This is a genomic window from Cetobacterium sp. 2G large (genome assembly GCF_014250655.1).
In the GTDB taxonomy this organism is placed as follows: domain Bacteria; phylum Fusobacteriota; class Fusobacteriia; order Fusobacteriales; family Fusobacteriaceae; genus Cetobacterium_A; species Cetobacterium_A somerae.
The window spans coordinates 1,083,049-1,106,411 of sequence record NZ_JACHTH010000005.1 but is presented as its reverse complement, the minus strand read 5'-3'; the positions used below and the strand labels follow the sequence as shown (position 1 = coordinate 1,106,411).

Below are 23,363 nucleotides of genomic sequence, written 5' to 3'. Positions count from 1 at the left end.
ACTATATAAAAACCTATTTTACAAAGTACTTTTGTAAACTTTTTGTAGATAGGGTTAAAGCTATGGATAAAACAATAAGTAATACAGACAATGCATTTACAACTGGAGAAACTCCTAACCTTATCATAGAGTATATTCTTAATGGTAATGTAGAAGATCCAGGTCCAGCAACAAAGAACGTTGTAACGAAATCATCAAATGATAAAGTTAAAGCCATTAAAAATCCAGATATTATAGCAGGCATTAACATAGGTAAAATTACCTTTTTCAATGTTTGAAACTCATTAGCACCAAGATCATAAGCAGCCTCAACAATAGAGTAGTCAAACTCTCCAAGTCTAGATAAAACAATAAATAAAACAAAAGGTATATTAAATGTTGTATGGGCTATAAAAATACTAGTTAATCCTAATTCTAACTTTACTGTAGCAAACATAATTAAAAGAGAAACTCCTAGAATTATATCGGGAATAACTAAAGGTAAAAAAGTAATAACTTTTAAATAATTTTTATGTTTAAAGTTATACCAATGTATACCAATAGCTCCTAAAGTTCCAATTAGTGTCGATATTGTACTAGATAAAACTCCGATTATTAAACTATATTTAAAAGCTTTCCAAATATTATCAGAATATAAAAATAGCTCTTTATACCATTTCATTGAGAACCCTTGCCAAGTACTAGATCTACCTTCGTTAAAGGAATACATAACAAGAATTACTAGTGGTAAATAAAAGAATATCATAGAAAGAATAAAGAAAAATAAAGATGTTCTTCTTCTATTCATCACTTACCTCCTTAGACTTTTTTTCAGCTCTCATAAAAATTAATAGAGCAATTGATGTAACTAAGATAAGCATAGCAGATATAGCAGAGGCTAAAGGCCAGTTTCTTGTTACAGTTAAATGTTGGGCAATGATATTTCCAAGCATAGTAGCCTGAGTACCACCCACAAGCTTAGGGATTGCGTATGATCCCATTGCAGGAATAAAAGTAAATAAAATAGCTGTAATGATACCAGATTTAATATTTGGTAAAAATACTTTTCTAAAAGCTTGACTATTAGTAGCTCCTAAATCTCTTGCAGCTTCAACTAGAGAAAAATCAAATTTTTCAATAATTGCATAAAGTGGTAATATAGCAAAGGGTAAACTAGTATAAACAGTTATTAAAATAACCGATCCAGTATTATATAATAGCTTTAATGGAGTTTCAATTATTCCTAATTTAATTAAAAATGTATTTAAAAATCCATTTGAACCTAAGATTGATATCCAAGCATATATTCTAATTAGAAAATTAGTCCAAAATGGAATAATAACAAGGATAAGTAATTCTTGTCTAAATTTAGACCTAGCAATAAAGTATGCAGTAGGGACAGCTAAAAGTACTGTTATAAAAGTCACAGCTATAGATATATATATTGTTCTAAATAATATTTTCAAAAATATAGGCTCAAAAAATACATTGAAATTTTTGAGAGTGAAGATCATTTGAACTCCACCATAAGTTCCTTTTGTTAAAAAAGCATAACTTAAAACAATAAGCATTGGAATGACAAAGAATACAGACATCCAAAGAGTTAAAGGAATACTGTAAAAACTTCCAGAAGATATTTTTTTCAATTATATCACCTCAACTAAGAAGCTATCATCAGCATGCCAAGATATATAGGCATCTTCATCCCAGTGTATTGTATCATTGTCTTCTTCATCAAAATAAACAGCGTGTTGTTTAAAAGCTTTAAATAGAATATTCTTATCACCATTTACCCAAACAAAATATTTACTTTGGAATCCTGAATAAATAAGTTCGTCTACATAAACTTTTAAAGTATTGTGTTTATTTGAAAGTCCAGTAGGTATATGTTTAGAAACTCTAATTTTTTCAGGTCTTATTGAAACTCTGATTTTATCTCCAATTTTAACAGGTTTATCTAATTCAAAAATTAATTCACCTAGAGATTCACTTTGAATTTTTCCATATGTTTCATCAAAAATTTCAGTTACCACACCTTCAAAAAAGTTATTCTCACCAATAAAATCAGCTACAAATGAATCAGCAGGAGCTTCATAAACTTCAGCAGGAGTTCCTACTTGTAAAATCTCTCCTTTATTCATAACTGCAATACGATCAGAGATAGATAGTGCTTCTTGTTGATCGTGTGTAATGAAAATAAAAGTTATTCCTACTTCATCATGAATATTATCAAGCTCAATTAAAAGATTCTGTCTTAACTTAGCGTCTAATGCTGATAAAGGTTCATCTAACAGTAAAACACCAGGTTTATTGATAAGAGCTCTAGCAATTGAAACTCTTTGTTGTTGTCCACCAGAAAGTTGATTAGGCTTTTTGTACATATGATCTTTTAAATCAACAAGTTCGATGAATCTTTTTACTTCAATATCAATTGTTTTCTCATCAACCTTTTTTAACCTAAGAGGAAAGGCTACATTTTCATAAACTGTTAAATGAGGAAACAAAGCATATTTTTGGAAGATTGTATTTACGTTCCTTTTATTTGGGGCTAATTCAACTATATTCTCATCTCCTAAATAGATTGCTCCACTATCAGGAGTTATAAATCCTGCAATCATTCTTAAAAGAGTAGTCTTACCACATCCAGATGGACCCAAAATAGAAAAAAACTCTCCATCTTTAATATTTAAGTTAATATTTTTTAAAACATCAACTCCGTCGAAACTTTTCTTAATATCGACAATTTTAATATCTGTTTTTTTCAATTTTACCTCCTAATATATAATAAATTTGTTCACAATAATAATATTCTATCACATTTAACAAATAAAATAAACCAGTTTATTTGTTATAAATAAAAAAGAATCCTAGCTAGACTAGGATTCTTAAATTTTTTTAGAAATGAGCGGGTTCTACGTGACCGTAATCTCCATTTCTTTTTTTATAAACGATATTCATATCACCAGTTTCTGAATTTGTAAAAACATAGAAATCTTTATTTAAAGCTTCTAATTGTAATATAGCTTCTTCTACATCCATAGGTCTAGGATTAACTGTGATACTCTCAATTTTTTTCGTAAATTCAACAGTAATTGAGTTATCAGAAGATTCGAATGTAATTTTTTTAGCAGTAGGAATATTAGGTGAAGAGTGGTTATTATCTCTTAATTTTTCCTTATGCTTTTTAATTTGTTTTGCTAAAATTTCAGTTACACGATCTATTGCATTATAAAGGTCGTCATCTGTATAAACACCTTTAATCACATTTCCGTTCACATGAACTCTGGCATCGACTCTTTGTAGAGGTCCTGTTTTTGATTTTGTAGCAGATAAAGTAACGTTTACAGTTAAGATGTTATCGAAGAATTTTTTTAATTTAGAAAAATTCTTTTCACAATGACTTTTGATGGCGTCAGTAATAACAAGATCTCCGTTAGTATTATAGTTTATTCTCATACAAACCACCCCTTATGGATATTTATGTAGCTTTCTTACTCTATCTATACCTTTATTCTGAAAGAATTCCTTTTTTTAAGAATAATTTTTTATTAGATATCTCAGCAAGCTCTCTTGAATGTGTTACTGTTATAATTGTTTGACGTTTTTTGCTATTAATTTGTTTGAAAATATTAAAAATTTTTTCACTTGTCTCATTATCTAAGTTTCCAGTAGGCTCATCTAAAAGTAAAATTTTAGGATTGTTTATTAGAGCTCTAGCAATAGCCACTCTTTGTTTCTCTCCACCAGAAAGTTCAGTTGGTTTATGATTGGCTCTATGATCGACTCCAACCTCTTTAAGAAGTTCAAGAGCTCTTTTCTCAATCTCTTTCTTTTTAGAATAATCTTGAGTTAGAGCGGGTATCATAACATTTTCTAAAGCAGTGAATTCTGGTAAAAGATAATGAAATTGAAAAACAAAACCAATTTTTTTATTTCGTACTAAATCAATATTAGAACTATTTACAGAAATATTTTCATTATCAATATAAATATTTCCAGAAGTAGGAGAATCTAAAAGACCAATTAAGTTTAATAAGGTAGTTTTTCCTGAACCAGATTGTCCAAGAATAGATATAAAATCACCCTCTTCAATTTGTAAGTTTAAGTTTTTAATAATTTCTAAAGTTTCTGTTTTAGTTGAATAGTTTTTACAAATATTTTTTAATTCAAGTACAATGTTTTTAGTCATGTCTTAAAGCCTCCACAATTTTTAATTTTCCAGCTCTATATGCAGGAAATACACTAGATAAGAATATCAATAATATATTAGCTCCTACAATAGTTAGTAACTCTTTTAACGATAACTCTATTGGAACTTTTGTTAAATAATATATAGAAGATATACCTGGAAGAGAGTATGTTTTAATATACCAAAGTAAAAACAAAGATATAGCAACTCCGAAAACAATTCCAGTTAAACCTAAGATTATTCCTTGGATTAAAAATATTTTAATAATAGAGCTATGAGATATTCCAACTGATCTCATAATTCCTATATATCTAATTTTTTCTCTTACCATTGTATTTAGAATTACCCAAACTACAAACCCAGCTATAATAACAATTAATGAGAAACCTATAATCATTACTGTTTTTTCAAGAGTAAGAGCTTTTAAAAGATTCTGATTTAGACTTCCCCAAGTTCTATTATAAAGACCTGTATCAGAATAAATTTTATTAGAAATTTTATCAGCATCATATGGATTTTTTAAAATTAAATCGATTGAACTAATTGTTCCATCTCTTTCTGTTATATACTGGGCAGTTTGAAGAGGTAAAATAATCATTGATAAATCATAATCGTAGTATCCACTTTGAAAAGTTCCCATTATTTCTAATTGTAATTCCTTATTATTTGCAGAAATTATATTAATAGGATCTCCAATGTTACCACCAATTCTATTTAAAAGTTCTTCTCCAATTAAAACACCTTTTTTATTTGATAAATCAATACTTCCTCTTTTTATTTTACTTTCTAAATTAAGAGCAGGAATAGCTTTTTTTAAATCTAATCCATCTAGTTTAACTCCAGAAACATAAGTTCCTAAAATTCCGTTATATTTAACAATTCCTTGACTAGAAACTTTAGGAATTACTCCTTTAACTTCTGGATATTTTTCAAAAGTATTTTCTAAAGAATCATAATTTTTTAAGTTTTCATTGCCAATAACAGTAACATGACTAGATAGAGAAAGAATACTATCAATCATATTTTTATTTAATCCATTTGAAATACCAATAGATACAGTAAGAACTATAATACCTATAGCAATACCAATAATACCAATAAAACTTTGTTTTTTATGTTCGCAAATATGTTTTTTAGCTATAAAAAATTCAAATAACATTAGTTCACCTCGTAGTTAGTTAGTAAAAAGAGTTTTTATTAAAATCTCTTTTAATTCATCAGTTGTAATTTCAGTATTTAAAGCTTTTTTTAATTCTATGAGCTGTTTATTACCTAAATACTTTTCATCAATAATATTATCTACATAAAGCATATCGATTTCTTGGGGAGAAAGTTTATTAATTGTCTTTAAAAAAAGATCTCCGTAATTTTTAAACTTTTGATTACCAATTCCTCTAATTTTTAACATTTCCCAACGATTTTGAGGCTTTTTTTCAGCCATTTCCATAAGAGTTAAGTCTGAAAAAATAATATAGGGAGGAACTCCCTCTTTTTGAGCAATCTCTTTTCTTAAGTTATTTAATGTTTCAAAAAGTGGATCTTCAAAATAATCAAATGTTACAGATTCATTTACTCTTCTAAATACAGCTTTGATATTCTTTAAAACTTCAAAGGCTTTAGGAGTTAATTTGAGTGTGGGAAAACTTCCGGCACTTTGTTCTAAATAGTTTTCAGATATAAGATAGTATATAAACTCTTCAAGATTAGTTCGATTATAAGAGGACATAATTCCAAATGTAGTAAGTTTAAAATACTCCTTTCTTTCAATTTTTGTATCAATTTTTCCCATTAAAATATTAGTTAGAGTAGAGATACCAATACTTTCTTTTGTACGACCGATGCATGAAAAAACCTTTTGTGCATCTAGGGTAAAAGATTTAACATCTTTAAAATTTTTACAATTACCACAATTGCCACAGTAATTTTTAATTCTTTTATCACCAAAATACTTTAAAATGTATTCTCTATAACAACTTTCTAAGTAAGCATAATCAATCATTTGATCGAGTTTTTTTCTTTTTGTATTTTTTAAATGATTTGAACTTTCTTCATTTTGTTCAATTAGAAACTCTTGAGTCGAAACATCTTCTTCGAAGAAAAGTAGTATTGCCTCAGAAGGCGCACCATCTCTTCCGGCTCTTCCAGCTTCTTGATAGTAACTTTCCAAATCTTTTGGAATATTTCTATGTATTACATACCTAACATTAGATTTGTCAATACCCATTCCAAAAGCATTAGTAGCAATCATAACTTTAACGTCATCTCTTAAAAATTTATCCTGAAACTCTGTACGTTCTTTTTCATCTAAACCAGCATGATATTTTCCCACACTAAATCCTTTAAGTTGTAAATAACTATATAAATTATCAACTTCTTTACGAGTAGCAGCGTATATTATTCCAGATTTTTTTGAATTTCTTTTTAAATATTCACTGATAAATGCTTCTGGAACAACTCCCTTTTCAACTTTAAAAGTAATATTTTCTCTGTCAAATCCATCAACAGAAACTTTAGGATTTTGTAAATTAAGTTTTTCAATTATATCTTGTCGAACTTTACTTGTAGCAGTGGCAGTAAGTGCTAAAATTTGTGGTCGTTGATTGATTTTATTTAAAAAATCTGGAATTTCTAGATAACTTTTTCTAAAGTCATGTCCCCATTGAGAAATACAGTGAGCTTCATCAACAGCAATCATAGATAGTTGTATATTTTTTATAAAGTTTATAAATTTTTCATTTGCTAATCTTTCTGGTGCAATATAGAGAATTTTGATACTTTTATTTCTAATTCCTTGAACTAATTTAAGATATTCCTCTTTACTCAGTGTAGAGTTTAAAAATCCAGCTCTTACACCTAAATATTTTAAAGAATCTACTTGATCTTTCATTAAGGAGATAAGAGGAGAGATAACAATGGTAAGGTGAGGATAAATTAAAGCTGGAATTTGATAGCAGATAGATTTTCCACCACCAGTTGACATAACACCTAAAGTATCTTTTTTAGAAAGGATATTATTTATAATTATATCTTGTCCTTTTCTAAAATTTTCATATCCATAAATAGTTTTTAGTAACTCTTTTGCTTTTGTTTTCATAACTTCCTTTCTTTTTAAAAGTTAATTTCTTAATAGATTTTATCATAATAAAGATATTTTTTATATAAATAATATTCAATTTTATTAAAAATCATAGTAAAATATAATAAGCATAAAAAATGGAGGAAAAAATGATTTTAGTAAAATATGAGGATTTGTTGAAGGAGAAGAACTACACTTTGATAGATGTAAGAACTCCAAAAGAGTTTAAAGAAGAGCCTATTCCAGGAGCTATAAATATACCATTACTTTTAGATGAAGAGAGAGTAGATGTTGGAACTGCTTATAAACAAGTTTCACCTGAAAAAGCTAAAGAATTAGGGGTTGAAGCTATTGCAAAAAGATTACCTGATATATTTAGAGAGGTTCAAAAACATGCTAAAGGTAGACTAGCATTTTATTGTGCTCGTGGTGGAATGAGAAGTGGATCTATGTCAGCTTTATTTGAAGCTTTAGGATATACAACTTGGAAGTTAGAAGGAGGATATAGAGCTTATAGACAGTATATTTTAGAGAATATAAAAACTTATAATAAAGATGTAAAGTATATTATTTTACATGGAAAAACAGGTATAGGAAAAACAAAAATTTTACAGCAATTAGAGAATAAGGGATATTCAGTTTTAGATTTAGAAAAGATGGCTAATCACAAGGGTTCATTTTTTGGTGGAGTTTGTGAAAAAGAGGAGCAGAGTCAGAAAAAATTTGATTCTTTAATATTTGATTATTTTTATAAAAATAAACCTCAATATGTAATTGCAGAAAGTGAAAGTAAAAGAATTGGAAATGTATATGTTCCTGAAGATGTATTTCAATCTTTAGGTAATGGAGTACATTTATCATTAGAAACAACAATAAAAAATAGAGTAGAAGTAATAAGAGAAGATTATGCAGGTGCAACAGTAGATGAACTTCAAAAATGTTTAGATAAAGTAGGAAGATATATTGGTAAAGAAAAATATGAAGAATACTCTCAAATGTTAAAAGATAATAAAATAGATGAACTTTCAGAAGTACTAATGTTAGATTACTATGATCCTCTTTATCAAAAGAGTATTGAAAAGTATATTTATGATTCAGAGATATTTTATGAAACTATAGATGAGGGAGTAGAGAAAGTGGTGAGATATCTAAATGAAAAAGGTATTTTTGGAAAAGAGGTCACTGAATAAAATATTTATAGTTTTAGCATCATTTGCTTTAGCCGTTTTAATATATTTACTTTTTAGAAGTAGAAAGCTTTTTTACTATCAAATTGTAGAGTTGATGAATTTAGATTCTCATGTTAGATCAATAAGAAAAGTAGTATGGGTTTATAGAAAACACATACCTAATTGGGTAATATACTCCTTACCAGATGGGTTATGGTTATTTTCAATGGGTGTATCCATTTTACATAATAGAGTTTTTTACAAAAAGGCTCAAAATATATTTAATATAATATTTTTTACTATGATTGGAATAGAAGTGTTTCAAGGGATCTATGGAGGACATGGTACTTTTATAGGAACCTTTGATGGAGCAGATGTAATCTGCTATACAATAGGATACATAATGGCCTCTATACTGGGATATTTAAGTTGGGTTAAGAATTCTAAAGAGATAAAAATTCAAAATGAAGATGAGGTTTTAAAAAAAGAAAGGAAAAAAATCCTAATAATTGTAATTGTATTTACAATATTAGGATTCTTTCCAGCCTTGGTTACTTAATTATCTTAAAGTAATTGTATTATCTTCTAAAGATTCAATAATAGCAAGGGATTCAAGGTGGATTCCTTGCTCTTTTAATATAGTCCCACCTGGTTGAAATCCTTTTTCAATAACAATTCCAACACCTTCTAGAGAAGCTCCAGCTTGATCAATTATATTTTTAAGTCCAATAATAGCATTTCCCATAGCTAAAAAATCATCAACAACAAGAATACGATCTTCAGATGATAAAAACTCTTTAGAAACAGTTATATTATAGTCTGTTTTCTTTGTAAAAGAATGAACATTAGCGTTGTAAGCATCTCCCATAGTAGAAGGTTTCTTTTTCTTAGCAAAAACCATAGGAACTTTGAAAGCATAAGCAGCAGCTATACCAATAGCAATCCCAGAAGCTTCTATTGTAAGAATTTTATTTATATTTTTTCCTTCAAAACGTTTTTTTAATTCTTCTCCAATCTCTATCATTAAAATAGGATCAATTTGATGGTTGATAAAGCTATCTACTTTTAAAATAGAGCTATCAGTAACTGACCCGTATTTTTCAATATATTCTTTTAATAATTTCATATTTGTTCCTCCAATATTTCTAATTTTTTTAAATCATTTTGTGTATCTATATCAAAAAACTCCAAAGAGTTTTTAAAATTACATTTTATAAAGTTTTCTTTTTTTAAAATTTCACGTCCTCCGCTATCACCTTTGAGCTTGACAAGCTCATTACGATAACGCTTTGGAAAAAGTACAGGAGCCTTTTTATTTCCATCAATAAATGGAACTACAATTTGATTATATTTTTGAAATTCATATATCAATTTTAATAAAGTGCTCTTTGTTAGGAAGGGCATATCTCCTGGAATAAATAGATAACCAGATAAAGATGAGTTTAAAGTTCCTAATATAACAGAGTAACTTTGACCAAACTCAGGATTAGGATTGATTATATAGGTGTAGCCATATTTATGACTTAGCTCATCATGAAAAGAGTTTTTTCCAATAAGTATTTTCTCTTTAAAATTTATTTGAGAGATATTTAAAAGAGTTTGCTCTAATATGGTTTTTCCATTAACCAATTTAAAATTCAATTTATCGCCTAAAAATCTTTTTGAAAAACCTGCTGCTAAAACAATTGGGGTAATATTTTTAAAAGAAAAAAATTCATTTTTAAAAATAGATCCAAAATAGATTTTAGAGGTAATATTAACTTTATTTACAATATTAAAAAACTCTTCAAATAAATCAATAGATTCAATTTTATTAAAAAATAGTATTTTTTCATTTGAAGTTCCTTTAAAAAAGGTATTTGAATTAATATAACCTATATAATCATTTTTTTCAATAGTTTTATTAGAATTAAAATATTGTTTTTGAAAAAGATCAAATCTATGAATAGTATTTTCATTTTTCTCTTTATGTAAAGCTGTTATATCAATAATAGCGATAGTTTTAGTAGAAGCAGGATAAATTACAGGCTCGTTATTCTTCCATCCTTTTAAAGCTTTACTAGCACTTCCATCAGCCTCTATTAAAATAAAATCAAAACGATTTTTAAATTTATTTAACTCTTCAAAAGAGGCACTATCAATTTTATCATTTTCAATCTTTGGACAAAAAATGTGTATAAAATTATCCTGAGGAGATATAAAATCTATCTCCTCAGGATATATGAAAATAAAACTATTATTTTCTGTGCTCTCTGGTTTAAATATTTTAGTGGTTGTAGCTATTAAGACAGTTCCTCTTTTTTTTAATTGATTTGCTAGATAAAACATTAAGGAAGTTTTACCACCAGCTCCAGTAATAGATATAATATCTCCTTTAATGATATTAAAAAGTTCTGACATAAAAATCTCCTCCCACTTTGAATAGTTTTAGATATCTAAAATTCCCATTAAAACTTTTTCAGATGTTACAGGTAAATTTCTAACTCTAACTTTAGTTGCTTTATATACAGCATCTACAATAGCAGGTGCAGGAGTATTTACAACAACTTCACCAACAGATTTAGCTCCAAAAGGTCCTGTTTTTTCATAAGAGTTTGAAAATTCAACTCTTATATTTTTACAATCAAGTCTAGAAGGAATTTTATATTGCATTAAAGAGTCGGTCATAACTCTTCCATTTTTATCATACTTAATATCTTCAAAAAGAGCAAGTCCTATTCCTTGAGCAGCTCCACCTTCAACTTGAACTTGAACTAAGTTTGGGTTGATAGGAGTTCCACAATCTACAACAGAAAGGTAGTCAGTAACTTCAACTTCTCCTGTTAAAGTATCTACTTCGACCTCAGCAAATCCTGCAATAAATGGTGGCGGAGAAGTTTCTCCTCCCCAAGTTCCAGTTGTAGTAATTTGATTCATTCCTTCAAAAGAGATAGAACGTTGAGCAAACTCTTCTAAAGAGATAATTTTGTCAGCTATTTTTAGCTCAGTTCCAAGATAATCAATATCACCAATTTCAACATTGAACATTTTAGATGCACCTTTTAAAATTTCCTCTTTCATATTATTTGCAGCAATAATTACAGCATTTCCAGTAACATAAGTACCACTAGATGCATATGCTCCAGGATCATATGGAGATAAATCAGTATCAGCTGAATGAATAGAGATTCTATCCATAGGAACTTCTAAAACTTCGGCAGCCATTTGAGTAAGAACCGTATCACATCCTTGTCCCATATCAGTAACTCCAACCATAAGATTAAAATCACCTCTATCTCCAAGCTTTATTGTTGCAGCAGCAGTATCGATACCACCAATTCCAGATCCTTGCATTGTAACAGCCATTCCAGCAGCTCTAACTTTATTAGGAGCTACTTCTCTAGGAATTGATTTTTCTGCCCAATTAAATTTTTCTTTACCAATTTCAATACATTTTTTAATATCACCACTTGTAATATACTTTCCTTCACCTGGTTCAACAAGATTTTTCATTCTAACTTCAGTAGGATCAAGTTTTAGATGATGAGCTAATTCATTAATAATAGATTCTACAGCAAAAGTTCCTTGAGTAGCTCCGTATCCTCTAAAAGCACCAGCATTCATAGTGTTAGAATAAACAATATTAGCATTAAATCTCATAGGTACAGTATCGTAAAGAGGAAAAGTTTTGTATGAAACAAGAGAAGTAACTGTAGGGGCGTGCTCACCGTAAGCACCAGCATTTGATAAAACATTGATATCAATAGCTTTGATATTTCCATTTGTATCTGCTCCTATTTTAACATCAAGTTTCATTCCATGTCTTGTAGTTGTGCAAGTATGTGTTTCTTTTCTGTTGTATACTATTTTAGATGGTTTTCCTGTTTTTAAAGTAACAAAAGCTGAATAAATTTCGCAAACAGCTGTTTGCTTACCACCAAAACCACCACCTATTCTAGGTTTAATAACTCTTATTTTACTACTAGGCATCTCTAAAGCTCTAGCTAAGTGTCTTCTAACATGAAATGGAATTTGTGTTGAACTTACTGTTGTCAATCTACCATTAACATCAAAGTAACTATAAGATCTATAAGTCTCCATCATAGCATGTATTTGCGGTTGAGTATAGTATGTTCTTTCAAGAATAATATCACTATTTTCAAATCCTTCATCAACACCAGGTTTTTCAGCATAAGCTTTAGAGGCTATATTTCTCTCTCTTTCGTACCCAATTTCAAAATTAGTATGAACTTCTTCTGGGTGAATAATAATATGAGAATCAATAGATTTTTCAAAGTCTAAAATCGGTTCTAAAACTTCATATTGAACTTTGATTAGTTTCATAGCTTTATCAGCAGCTCTTTCATCTTCAGCAGCTATAATAGCTACAGGATCTCCAACGTACCTAACATATTCATCAAGAATTCTTCTATCATATGGAGATGGTTCAGGGAAACTTTGTCCAGCTAAGGTAAATCTAGTTTTAGGAGTATCATTATGTGTAAAAATAGCTTCAATACCAGGAACCTTTAAAGCTATTGATGTATCAATAGCTTTAATTTTAGCAAAAGGATGAGGTGATCTTAATAATTTTATAGTTAAAACATTATTATTTAAAATTAAATCTTCAGTATAAGCAGGATTTCCTGTAACAACTCCCATACCATCAACTTTTTTAACTGATGTATTAACAATTTTCATTTTTTATCTCCTCCATAAAATTTCTAATTGCTCTAAGTTGAGATACATATCCGCTACATCTACAAAGATTTCCATTTAAATAATGCATAATTTCGTCATCAGTAGGGTTTTGTAATTCTTTAATCATTGCAATAACAGTTAATGTGAATCCAGGAGAACAAAAACCACATTGTTCAGCCCCTTCGCTAGTCATAAAAGAAGCAAATTTTTTAGCTTCTACTGGAAAATGTTCAATTGTAGAAATTTGTTTTCCTTGTGCTCTAGCTGCAAGAGTGCTACAAGAAAGTGTAGGAGAACCATTTAAAAGAACTGTACATAAACCACAAGCTCCAGTGTCACAACCTCTTTTAACACTTAGGTATCCCTCTTTTCTTAAAACATCAAGTAGATAATCGTCATCTTTTATAAGAATCTCTTTTTTTCTACCATTTATAGTAGTTGTTAATAACATTAATTTAAAACCTCCTGAATTCCTTTTCTAAGTAATGCTGCTAGAAGAAGTTCTCTATAAGACTTTGAACCTCTCATATTTGAATCTAAAGGAATTTCATTTCCAATATATTTCATAGCATTGATAATTTCATTTTCAATATTTTCACTATGGTTAAAAATATCCATAGTTTTTCTAGCCAATATAGCTTTTCCAGGTCTTGATCCAACAGCAATAGTTATACTATTATCAAATTTACAAATAGCTAAATTTATAATAGAATAATCAGTTTTACTTTTTCTTACACATTGAAAAGATGTTTTACAAACTTTTTTAGGTATTAAAATCTCTACTAGTATATCTCTTCTAATATCTGATTCATTTAAAAACGACTCTAATGTTAAGATCCCACCATTGAAAAGCTTAACTTTACTATCTAAAGCAAGTAAAACTGGAATTAAATCAGAGAAACCATACTTACTAAAAACTGTTGCTCCAACAGTTACATTTGTTCTAAATTGTACACCAATAATATCCTTTAAAGCAGTATTAAAAATTTCTCCAAAATAATCTTTTAAAAGAGAGTTTGTTTCAAGAGATCTAAAAGTAGTCATAGCGCCAATTGAAATAAAATCCTCTTTTTCTAAAATATAATTTAAATTTAAATTTGATAAATCAATAGCTGTATTCCAAGAGGTATTTCCCATTCTTAAATAAGAAGTTCCACCTAGAATAATATTTTTTTTATTTTTTAAAAGTTCTGAATAAGCTTCTTCAAGAGAAGAGGCTAGAAAAAATTTTGAAAAAGAAAACAAGTTAAAACCTCCAATTAATCTAATTTATTAAGCAACTTTTTTGGCTAATTTAGCTTCTTCAGTTACTTTTTCTTCAACTGTTTCATTCTCTGGAGGTAAAATTATATTTAAGAATACAGCAATTGTACCAGAAACAACAATTCCAGATCCACCAAATATAAGTTTTATACTTTCAGGGAAAACAGTTAGAGCCTCAGGAACATTTCCAAGTCCATATCCAAGTCCTAACGAAACAGCTAATATAACAGAATTTCTACCTTTTAAAGGTTCTTTAGTAATTAAATTGATACCACTTATTGAAATCATAGCAAAGACCATAACTAAGCTTCCACCAATAACACTAGCAGGAATGATTGTGAAAAGAGCACCTATTTTAGGGATAAAAGCTCCAACAACTAGGAACATAGCTCCAGTTGCAACAACGAATCTACTCATAATACCAGTCATAGCAATAATACCAGTATTTTGACTAAAAGATGTAGTAGGTAAAACAGAGAATACTGCAGCTAAAGCACTTCCAAGTCCATCAGCAAGGATTCCACCTGACAGTTCTTTATCAGTTGTTTCTCTACCAGCACCACCCATAGTAACCCCAGACATATCTCCAACAGTTTCAACAGCAGAAACGATAAACATTAAAATCATAGCTAAAATAGCATCAAAATGAAACGCAAATCCAAACATTAAAGGTCTTGGTACAGTAAGATAATCAGCTTGAATAAGAGGTTGTAAATTTACTTTTCCAAATATTAAAGCTACAATAAAACCAACAATTGTTCCAATGAATATAGAACCAGTACTTAAGATACCTTTTGTAAATTGTTTAAAGAAAACAACAGTAATAAGAACAACCGTTCCAATAAGTAAATTTTCAACAGAACCAAAATCTGGAGCACCAACACCACCAGCAAAACTTTTAATCCCGACAGGTAAAAGAGAAAGACCGATAGAAAGAACAACAACACCTGTAACAATAGGTGGAAAAAACTTTCTTACCCTTTTTATAATAAGACCTAAAAGTCCTTCAAAAATTCCTCCAATTAATGCAGCACCTAATACTCCTTCAAAACCATATCTTGTTCCAATAGAGATAGCAACAGGAACAAAAGCAAAACTAGTTCCAACAACAATAGGTAGTTTAGCTCCAATAGGACCAAGAGTATATGCTTGAATTAAAGTATTTAACCCTGCAACAAACATTGAAGCTTGAATAAGAAGCGTTTTTTGCTCAGATGAAATTCCTAAAACACCAGCAACGATTATGATAGGTGTAATATTACTTACAAACATTGCTAAAATATGTTGTAAACCTAAAGGTAAAGCTGTTTTTAACTCTGGAACTCCATCTAAGTGATAAGGTGATCTGTTTTTTTTCATTGATAATAATCCTCCTAAAATTCTTTTTTGAATTTTACTCAAATATATATTTGGGATTAAACTATTGTAGAAAATAAAAAAAGATTATCCTTTTTCATCTTCTACAAGTGAAAAATAGATAATCTAAAAAAACTAGACTAAAAAATCTATTTATTTCACCCATAGTGGCTAATTTAAGGTTAGCCGTAGAAACTTCCGACCGTATTACGGATATATATGAGTAATTCTTTAATTTCCTTTGAATTTACTTCAAAGGCATTACATACTATACTTAAAACTTGCTCTTAAAAATAAACTAGTAAATGAATTAATCAAATTTTAGTGAATTTAAGAACGTTTACTTAGGAAAAATGATACCATAATTTAGTTAACTTTTCAATATTTTTTTACTAAGTCGACAAAGGTAAAATATAATTATCTAAAACGAAAATAATGATTAACAAATTATTTTATATAAAAAGTTTGACAAACGAATTATTTTGTTATAAACTGTTAAAGTAAATGCTGTTATTTACGCCAACCAAAAAATTAGTTAAAAATTGAAGACCCTTCCCAAGGTCTTCTTTTTTATATTGATTTATTTTATTGTTTGTTTTGACAATTATATATTTTAAGAATATACTAAGTGTAACCAAAACTAATATAAGGGGGCTTTTTATGAACTATACACAGTTAAGTGAAAAATTAAAGATGTCAAAAATAGCATTAGGATTTTGGCGTTTAAATGATTGGGGAATGTCTAAAGAAGAGTTATCAGAATATTTAGAAAAAGCAATTGATTTAGGTGTTACAACATTTGATCATGCAGATATTTATGGACGTTATACTTGTGAAAAAATTTTTGGAGAGGTTTTAGCTTTAAAACCAGAGTTAAGAGCAAAAATGCAATTAGTAAGTAAAGTTGGAATAAAACTAGTATCAGAGAATATGCCTGAAAATACATATCATTGTTATGATACAAGCTATGAACATATAGTTAAAAGTGTAGAAAAATCTTTAAAAAATTTAAATACAGATTATTTAGATTTAGTATTGATTCATAGACCTGATATGTATATGGATGCTGATGAAACAGCAAGAGCTTTAACTGATTTAAGAAAGGCTGGGAAAGTTTTAGAATGGGGAGTTTCTAATTTTTTACCATCAGATTTTAATCTTTTACAAAGTAGATTGGATTTCAAACTTGTTACTAATCAAATAGAGTTATCACCATTAAAAACACAACATTTTTATGATGGAACAATAAACTTAATGCAGGAAAAAAGAGTTCCTATAATGGTTTGGTCTCCCTTAGCAGGTGGAGAAATCTTTATTTCTGGGGATGAAAATGCAGTAGAGTTAAGAAAAGTTCTAGAGAGATTATCTAAAAAGTATAATTGTAAGTCTGATACGATAATCTATGCTTGGCATTTATCTCATCCAGCAAATTTAATACCAATTTGTGGAAGTGGAAAGATAGAAAGATTAGAGTCTGCTGTGAAAGCGTGTAATATAAAATTGACAAGAGAAGAGTGGTTTGAAATATTAGTAAATGGAATGGGAAATGATATTCCATAAAATTATAGAAATAAAAAAGCCTTACTATATAAGAAATATAGTAGGGCTTTTTACTTAAAGTGTATTTTTTGTTGTTTCTCTTAAGATTAAAGAAAAAGGAACTGTTATTTTTAGTGGCATCGTTCTGTTGCTCTCGATTTTATCTTTTAAAATTCTTATAGCTTCTTTTCCCATTAAATCTGAATGAATTTTAATTGTTGAAAGAGCAGGATATGTAAAACTTGATGCTGGAATATCATTTATACTTATAATAGCAATCTTATTAGGAATTTCTATTTTATTTTCATTTAAAGCTTTTAAAACTCCAATAGCAATAGAATCGTTAGCAATAAAAAGAGCATCAGGTAAATTGTTATTATCAATCATAGTTTTAGCAAGATTATAACCAGAGCTACTAGAAAAATCTCCAACATAGAAGTTATCTTCATCCACGACCTTTTTAAGAAGAGAATATTTTATAAAAGCTTCTTCTCTCTCATCTAAAATATTTTCAAAATCTCGACCACCAATATAACCAATTTTTTTATAATTACATTGTATAAAAAAATCTACGATGCATTCTGAGATTTCTTTTAAGTCAGCAGTAATACAATCAAATTCTTTATTATTACAAGAATCTATAAAAATTATATTACTAGATATTTTTTGTATTTTTTTTATTTGAATATCATTAAATTGTCCAATACATAAAATCCCATCATATTTTTTTTCGACAGAACCAATATTACTATTATAAATTTTATCAAGGTTTATATCCAAAATTTTGCATTCTTCTTCGATAGCAAATCTAATTGACAGGTAATAAGGGTCGTTAAATTCAAGCTCTTCACTATAGTTAAAAAGAGCTAAAAAGTTGATTTGTTCCTGTAAATTTATTTTTGAGGATATTTTATATCCAATTTTCTCAGCTACTTCTAAAACCTTTCTTTTTGTTTCATCTTTAACAGATAATGTAGAATCATTATTTAAAATTCTTGAAACAGTAGCAGAAGATAATCCTGTTAGGTTTGAAATTTCCTTTAAAGTTGCCATGAAACCTCCTAATTATTATATATTCTTGTATATATAATAACATATTTTTTTATTGTTGCAATAATTAAAAAATATTTTAGTAAAAATTTTAGTAAAATATTTACTAAAAAAATTGACAAAGCAGATTAAAAGTTGTATACTCGATTTGTGTAACAAAAAAACTTAAAAAGCACTTAATTGGGAGGTTGTATATAAAATATGAACAATTGGGAAAATGTTAAAAAAACTAATGAAAATAGAATGAGAGAAAGAGCATACTTTTTTAGTTATAAAAATAAAGAGATAGCTAGAACATATCAAAGAGATAGAAGTGGAAATTTTATGCTTTTAAATGGGCAGTGGAACTTTAAATATTTTGAAAATCCATTTTTAGTACCAGAAGAATTTTATGAGAAAGAGATTGAAAATTTTGGAAAAATAAATGTTCCAAATATGTGGCAATTTGAAGGACACGGAAAGCTTCAATATACAGATGAAGGATTTCCTTTTCCAATAGATATACCGTTTGTTCCAACAGATAATCCAACAGGAGCTTATCAAAGAACTTTTGTTTTAAATGAAAATTGGAAAGATAAACAAGTTATAATAAAATTTGATGGAGTAGAAACATATTTTGAAGTTTATGTAAATGGAAAATATATTGGATTTAATAAAGGAAGTAGATTAACAACTGAATTTGATGTATCACAATATGTTAAAGAAGGAAAAAATTTATTATCAGTAAAAGTTTTACAATGGGCAGATTCAACATATGTAGAGGATCAAGATATGTGGTGGACAGCTGGTATTTTTAGAGATGTTTATTTAATTGGAAAAACAAAATCTCATATTCAAGATTACTTTATAAAAACAATTTTTGATGAAAATTATATTGATGCAAAATTGGAAATAGATATAGAAGTTGAAAATTTAGATGAAGTTACAAAAAAAGATTATAAGTTAAGATGGTCTTTATTTGATAAGGATGAAGTAATTTTTTCAGAAATAGTTGAAAATTTAGAAATTGATAAAATAAAAAAAGTAACATTAGAAAAAACTATAAAAAATCCAAAACAGTGGACTGCAGAGACACCTAATTTATATGATTTAATATTAGAGTTAATAGATGAAAAAGATGAAGTATTAGAAGTAGTACCTCAAAGAGTAGGGTTTAGAGATATAAAAGTAAGAGATGGATTATTTTATATAAATGGAAAATACTTAATGTTACATGGAGTTAATAGACATGATAACGACCATATGAGTGGAAGAGCTATAAATATAGATAGAGCTGAAAAAGATATCATTTTAATGAAGCAACACAATATAAACTCAGTAAGAACAGCTCATTATCCAAATGATCCAAGATTTTATGAATTATGTGATATTTATGGATTGTTTGTTATGGCAGAGACTGATGTTGAATCACATGGATTTGCTAATGTTGGAAACCTAAGTATGATAACTGATGATATTGAATGGAGAGATGTATATGTTGAAAGAATAGAAAGACATATAGCTGCTCAAAAAAATCATCCAAGTATAGTAATGTGGTCTTTAGGAAATGAGTCTGGATATGGAGTTAATATTCGTGAAATGTGTAAAAGAGCAAAAGAGCTTGATAATACAAGATTGGTTCATTATGAAGAGGATAGAGATGGAGAGGTTGTAGATGTTATAAGTACAATGTACTCTAGAGTTCAGATGATGAATTACTTTGGAGAACATCCAATGGATAAACCAAGAATTATATGTGAGTATGCTCATGCTATGGGTAATGGACCAGGAGGATTGACAGAGTATCAAAATGTGTTTTATAAACACAATCATATACAAGGGCACTATATTTGGGAATGGTGTGATCATGGAATTTTAGAGTTTGATGAAAATGGGAAAGAGGTTTATAAATATGGAGGAGATTACGGAGATTACCCAAATAACTATAATTTTTGTATGGATGGATTAATATTCTCTGATCAGACTCCAGGACCAGGTTTAAAAGAATACAAACAAGTTATTTGTCCTGTAAAAATTAAAAACACAAAGAATAAGAATGAATTTGAAATTGAAAATAAATATTGGTATATAAATTTAGATGATATAACTCTTCATTATGAAATAGTAGCTGAAGGTGATATTTTATCTCAAGGAACTATAAAAAAGTTAGGAATAAATTCAGGAGAGACATTTAATGTATCGTTAGGTGAAGAAATTAGAGATAATAGAGAAGTTTATGTGAATTTTAAAGTGAAAAAAGACTCAAAAACATTATATAGCTCAGAAAATTATGAGTTAGGAATATATCAGTTTAAATTACAAGATAGAAAAGTAATTGAAGAAAGATACGAATCAAATAATAGAACTTCTTTAATTATAAAAGATAATAAATTAGATTTAACGATTGAAGGATTTAATTTTGAAGTGAAATTCTCAAAATTAAATGGAAAATTAGAAAGTTGGATATTTAATAGTGAAGAGATAATAGAAAAATCACCTAAATTAAACTTCTTTAAACCTATGATAGATAATCATAAACAAGAGCATAATGATTTATGGATTCCTAATCATTTACAGATTTTACAAGAGCAATTTAGAACTTTAGATATCAAAGAATATGAAGAAAAAGTTATTGTAACAGTTAAGTCTTTAGTTGCTCCACCAGTATTTAATTTTGGTATTAGATGTAATTATGTCTATGAAATAGATAGAAATGGATATATAACATTTAAGTTATCAGGAGAGAAGTATGGAGAATACAATGATATTATTCCAAAAATAGGAATGGAGATGGGAATTAATAAAAAGTATCAAAATGTAGAATACTATGGTAGAGGACCTGGAGAAAATTATCAAGATAGCAAAGTTTCGAATATAATTGGAATATATAAAAATACTATAGATGGAATGTTTACTAATTATCCGTTTCCACAAGATAATGGAAACAGACAAGATGTAAAATGGATATCATTAACTAATCATTTTGGAGAGGGGATATTCATAAAATCTAAAGATATTCTTAATTTTAGTGCTTGGAATTTTACTCAAGAAAATATATATAAAGCACAACATATAAATGAATTAGAAAAATCTAATTATATAACTTTAAACTTAGATTATAAAGTTCTTGGATTAGGATCTAATTCATGGGGGTCTGAAGTATTAGATTCGTATAGAGTTTATATGAATAATTTTGAGTATGAATTCTCAATTTTACCTTATAGTTCTGGAAGTATAAAAGGTAAAGAGTTATCTAAATATAGTTATTAAGGAGGAGTAGATGTTAATTTTAAATAGTTTTGATGAATTTAAAGATATATTTAGAAGTGGGAAGAAATGGATTAGATGTAAAGAAGCTATTGAAAATATATCAAATATAAAAGAGAATAGATATCATAGTATCGGGGACTCTTTAGTTTATATGTTTAAAACAGAGAACCATATAAACGAAGTAGATTTTCAAGGTCATAGAAGATATATGGATATTCATTATTATATAGAAGGACAAGAGGCGTTAGAAATATCTAAAAAAAATGATTTAAATATAAAAAATAGTTATTCTGATGAAAATGATACAGAATATTTTCATGGAGATGGAGAGATTGTAAACTTAACAGCTGGAAACTTAATAATAATTGAAAATGATGAAGCTTTTAGATTTAAGGAGGCAAAAAATTTAAAAAAAGTAGTTTTAAAGGTAACAATTGAAGATAATTATTTCTTAAATAAATAGTATTATGGAGGATATATGTCAACAAGAGCAAAGATAGGAAAGGGTCTAATTAAATATTTGTGTAAACCTTCAAGTTGGGGTAATATTAAATTATCTAACTTGGAGGTTTTTTTATGAGAAGAAATATGTCTGAAGAAGAAAAGCAAAAAAGAATTAAAGTGAGAGAATTTTTGAAACAAAATCCTATCTCTAGTCCTGATGATCTTAATACTTTTTTTAAAGATATGATGAAGGTTATGATAGAAGAGTTTTATCAAGGAGAGCTAGAAGAGGAGTTAGGATATACTAAGTATGACTATCGAAATAAAGATTCTAACAACTCAAGAAATGGCTATAGCTCTAAGAAACTTAAAAGTAGCGCTGGTGAAATTGAGGTTAATGTTCCCCGTGATAGAAATGGCGAATACGAACCTCAAGTTGTCAAAAAACATCAAAATACAATTGGGCAAGACTTAGAAGCTAAAATAATTTCTATGTATGCTAAAGGAATGACAACTAGTGATATTGAGTCACATATCGAAGAAATCTATGGTTATCAAGTTTCGGATAGTTCTATTACTAGAATTACTGATAAGATCCTTCCTCTTGTTAAAGAATGGCAAACTCGTCCCTTAGAGGCAGTTTATCCAATTGTTTTTATGGATGCTATCCACTATCATGTAAGAAGTGAAGGACAAATTGTAAAAAAAGCTGTATACATAGCTATTGGAATTAGTTCATCTGGAGAGAAAGATGTTATTGGAATGTGGGTTGGAGAAAATGAATCTGCTAAGTTTTGGCTTAGTAAACTGAATGAACTTAAATCAAGAGGAGTTGAAGATATATTAATTGCTTGTGTTGATGGACTTATAGGGTTTGCCAATGCTATAGAAGCTGTCTATCCTCAAACTCAAATTCAGCAATGCATAATTCATCAGATAAGAAGTTCTACACAATTTGTATCATATAAAGATATAAAGGCTTTAATCGCTGATCTAAAGCTAGTGTATAAAGCGACTACAGAAGAGAGCGCGCTATTAAACTTAGAGTTATTCGACGAAAAATGGGGTAAAAAATATCCAAAGATTGCAATATCTTGGAAAAATAACTGGTCTAGATTATCAACATATTTTAAATATCCTCAAGAAATAAGAACCTTAATTTATACTACAAATACAATCGAAGGATACAATAGGCAGCTAAGAAAAGTCACAAAAAACAAGTCAGTTTTCCCAACAGATGATAGTTTACTAAAGATGCTTTACTTAGCAACACAAGACATTACTAAAAAATGGACAAGCCGTCAAAGAGATTGGGGGCAAATGATTTCACAATTTCAAATATATTTTGAAGGAAGAATTTAAAATTAAG

Annotated in this window: 20 protein-coding genes and 1 riboswitch; of the genes, 6 read left to right on the top strand and 14 right to left on the bottom strand. The window is 28.3% G+C overall.

Annotated elements, in window-relative coordinates:
- Positions 1–13 precede the first annotated feature (13 nt).
- The 7 genes from H5J23_RS08125 to recQ form a co-directional block, all read right to left on the bottom strand.
- Positions 14–787, bottom strand: coding sequence for an ABC transporter permease (locus H5J23_RS08125; protein ID WP_023049581.1), 774 nt, complete (start codon positions 785–787; stop codon positions 14–16).
- Entirely contained in the window at positions 780–1,625 is an 846-nt protein-coding gene (locus tag H5J23_RS08120; RefSeq protein ID WP_023049582.1) for an ABC transporter permease, read from the bottom strand. Before H5J23_RS08120 ends, H5J23_RS08125 begins: the two co-directional genes overlap by 8 nt.
- The gene (locus H5J23_RS08115; RefSeq protein WP_185891730.1) at positions 1,626–2,744 is read right to left on the bottom strand and encodes an ABC transporter ATP-binding protein; all 1,119 of its coding nucleotides are present in this window, start codon (positions 2,742–2,744) and stop codon (positions 1,626–1,628) included.
- Between the two features lie 130 nt (positions 2,745–2,874).
- On the bottom strand, positions 2,875–3,435 hold the full coding sequence (gene hpf / locus H5J23_RS08110) for a ribosome hibernation-promoting factor, HPF/YfiA family (RefSeq protein WP_023049584.1): 561 nt from the start codon (positions 3,433–3,435) through the stop codon (positions 2,875–2,877).
- A 52-nt stretch (positions 3,436–3,487) separates the two neighbouring features.
- Entirely contained in the window at positions 3,488–4,168 is a 681-nt protein-coding gene (locus tag H5J23_RS08105; protein ID WP_023049585.1) for an ABC transporter ATP-binding protein, read from the bottom strand.
- Entirely contained in the window at positions 4,161–5,327 is a 1,167-nt protein-coding gene (locus H5J23_RS08100; protein WP_023049586.1) for an ABC transporter permease, read from the bottom strand. The genes H5J23_RS08105 and H5J23_RS08100 overlap by 8 nt, the downstream gene beginning before the upstream one ends.
- A gap of 15 nt (positions 5,328–5,342) precedes the next feature.
- Complete coding sequence (gene recQ, locus H5J23_RS08095; protein WP_185891728.1) at positions 5,343–7,262, bottom strand: DNA helicase RecQ; 1,920 nt, start codon at positions 7,260–7,262, stop codon at positions 5,343–5,345.
- Positions 7,263–7,393: 131 nt separating this feature from the next.
- Here recQ and mnmH point away from each other — a divergent pair, with 131 nt between their 5' ends.
- Entirely contained in the window at positions 7,394–8,434 is a 1,041-nt protein-coding gene (gene mnmH, locus H5J23_RS08090; protein ID WP_040405891.1) for a tRNA 2-selenouridine(34) synthase MnmH, read from the top strand.
- Positions 8,397–8,972, top strand: a complete 576-nt coding sequence (locus H5J23_RS08085; RefSeq protein ID WP_023049589.1) for a hypothetical protein — start codon at positions 8,397–8,399, stop codon at positions 8,970–8,972. Before mnmH ends, H5J23_RS08085 begins: the two co-directional genes overlap by 38 nt.
- On the opposite strand, the gene H5J23_RS08080 is transcribed toward H5J23_RS08085, so the two are convergent.
- Genes H5J23_RS08080 through H5J23_RS08055 form a run of 6 tightly spaced genes read right to left on the bottom strand, consistent with a single transcriptional unit; the run spans position 8,973 to position 15,715 of the window.
- On the bottom strand, positions 8,973–9,539 hold the full coding sequence (locus H5J23_RS08080; protein ID WP_185891726.1) for a xanthine phosphoribosyltransferase: 567 nt from the start codon (positions 9,537–9,539) through the stop codon (positions 8,973–8,975).
- Positions 9,536–10,813 (bottom strand): selenium cofactor biosynthesis protein YqeC, encoded by a 1,278-nt coding sequence (yqeC, locus tag H5J23_RS08075; protein WP_185891725.1) that lies wholly within the window; start codon positions 10,811–10,813, stop codon positions 9,536–9,538. Before yqeC ends, H5J23_RS08080 begins: the two co-directional genes overlap by 4 nt.
- 27 nt (positions 10,814–10,840) lie before the next feature.
- A complete protein-coding gene (locus tag H5J23_RS08070) occupies positions 10,841–13,093 on the bottom strand; it encodes a xanthine dehydrogenase family protein molybdopterin-binding subunit (RefSeq protein WP_185891723.1) in 2,253 nt (750 codons plus the stop codon).
- Positions 13,080–13,544, bottom strand: coding sequence for a (2Fe-2S)-binding protein (locus H5J23_RS08065; protein ID WP_023049593.1), 465 nt, complete (start codon positions 13,542–13,544; stop codon positions 13,080–13,082). The genes H5J23_RS08070 and H5J23_RS08065 overlap by 14 nt, the downstream gene beginning before the upstream one ends.
- On the bottom strand, positions 13,544–14,338 hold the full coding sequence (locus H5J23_RS08060; protein ID WP_023049594.1) for an FAD binding domain-containing protein: 795 nt from the start codon (positions 14,336–14,338) through the stop codon (positions 13,544–13,546). Before H5J23_RS08060 ends, H5J23_RS08065 begins: the two co-directional genes overlap by 1 nt.
- Before the next feature lie 27 nt (positions 14,339–14,365).
- Positions 14,366–15,715: a uracil-xanthine permease family protein gene (locus H5J23_RS08055; RefSeq protein WP_023049595.1), complete on the bottom strand. Its 1,350-nt coding sequence runs from the start codon at positions 15,713–15,715 to the stop codon at positions 14,366–14,368.
- Positions 15,716–15,857: 142 nt separating this feature from the next.
- Positions 15,858–15,955, bottom strand: a riboswitch (purine riboswitch).
- Between the two features lie 417 nt (positions 15,956–16,372).
- Between H5J23_RS08055 and H5J23_RS08050 the strand changes: the two genes are divergently transcribed.
- Positions 16,373–17,272, top strand: coding sequence for an aldo/keto reductase family oxidoreductase (locus H5J23_RS08050; protein WP_023049596.1), 900 nt, complete (start codon positions 16,373–16,375; stop codon positions 17,270–17,272).
- Between the two features lie 54 nt (positions 17,273–17,326).
- On the opposite strand, the gene ebgR is transcribed toward H5J23_RS08050, so the two are convergent.
- Positions 17,327–18,304, bottom strand: coding sequence for a transcriptional regulator EbgR (gene ebgR / locus H5J23_RS08045; protein ID WP_185891721.1), 978 nt, complete (start codon positions 18,302–18,304; stop codon positions 17,327–17,329).
- Positions 18,305–18,502: 198 nt separating this feature from the next.
- Here ebgR and ebgA point away from each other — a divergent pair, with 198 nt between their 5' ends.
- From ebgA to H5J23_RS08030, 3 genes are all read left to right on the top strand, one after another.
- Positions 18,503–21,550, top strand: coding sequence for a beta-galactosidase subunit alpha (gene ebgA / locus H5J23_RS08040; protein ID WP_185891720.1), 3,048 nt, complete (start codon positions 18,503–18,505; stop codon positions 21,548–21,550).
- 10 nt (positions 21,551–21,560) lie between these two features.
- The gene (locus tag H5J23_RS08035; RefSeq protein WP_185891718.1) at positions 21,561–22,013 is read left to right on the top strand and encodes a beta-galactosidase subunit beta; all 453 of its coding nucleotides are present in this window, start codon (positions 21,561–21,563) and stop codon (positions 22,011–22,013) included.
- Positions 22,014–22,138: 125 nt separating this feature from the next.
- Positions 22,139–23,356: an IS256 family transposase gene (locus H5J23_RS08030; protein WP_221892802.1), complete on the top strand. Its 1,218-nt coding sequence runs from the start codon at positions 22,139–22,141 to the stop codon at positions 23,354–23,356.
- Positions 23,357–23,363 lie beyond the last annotated feature (7 nt).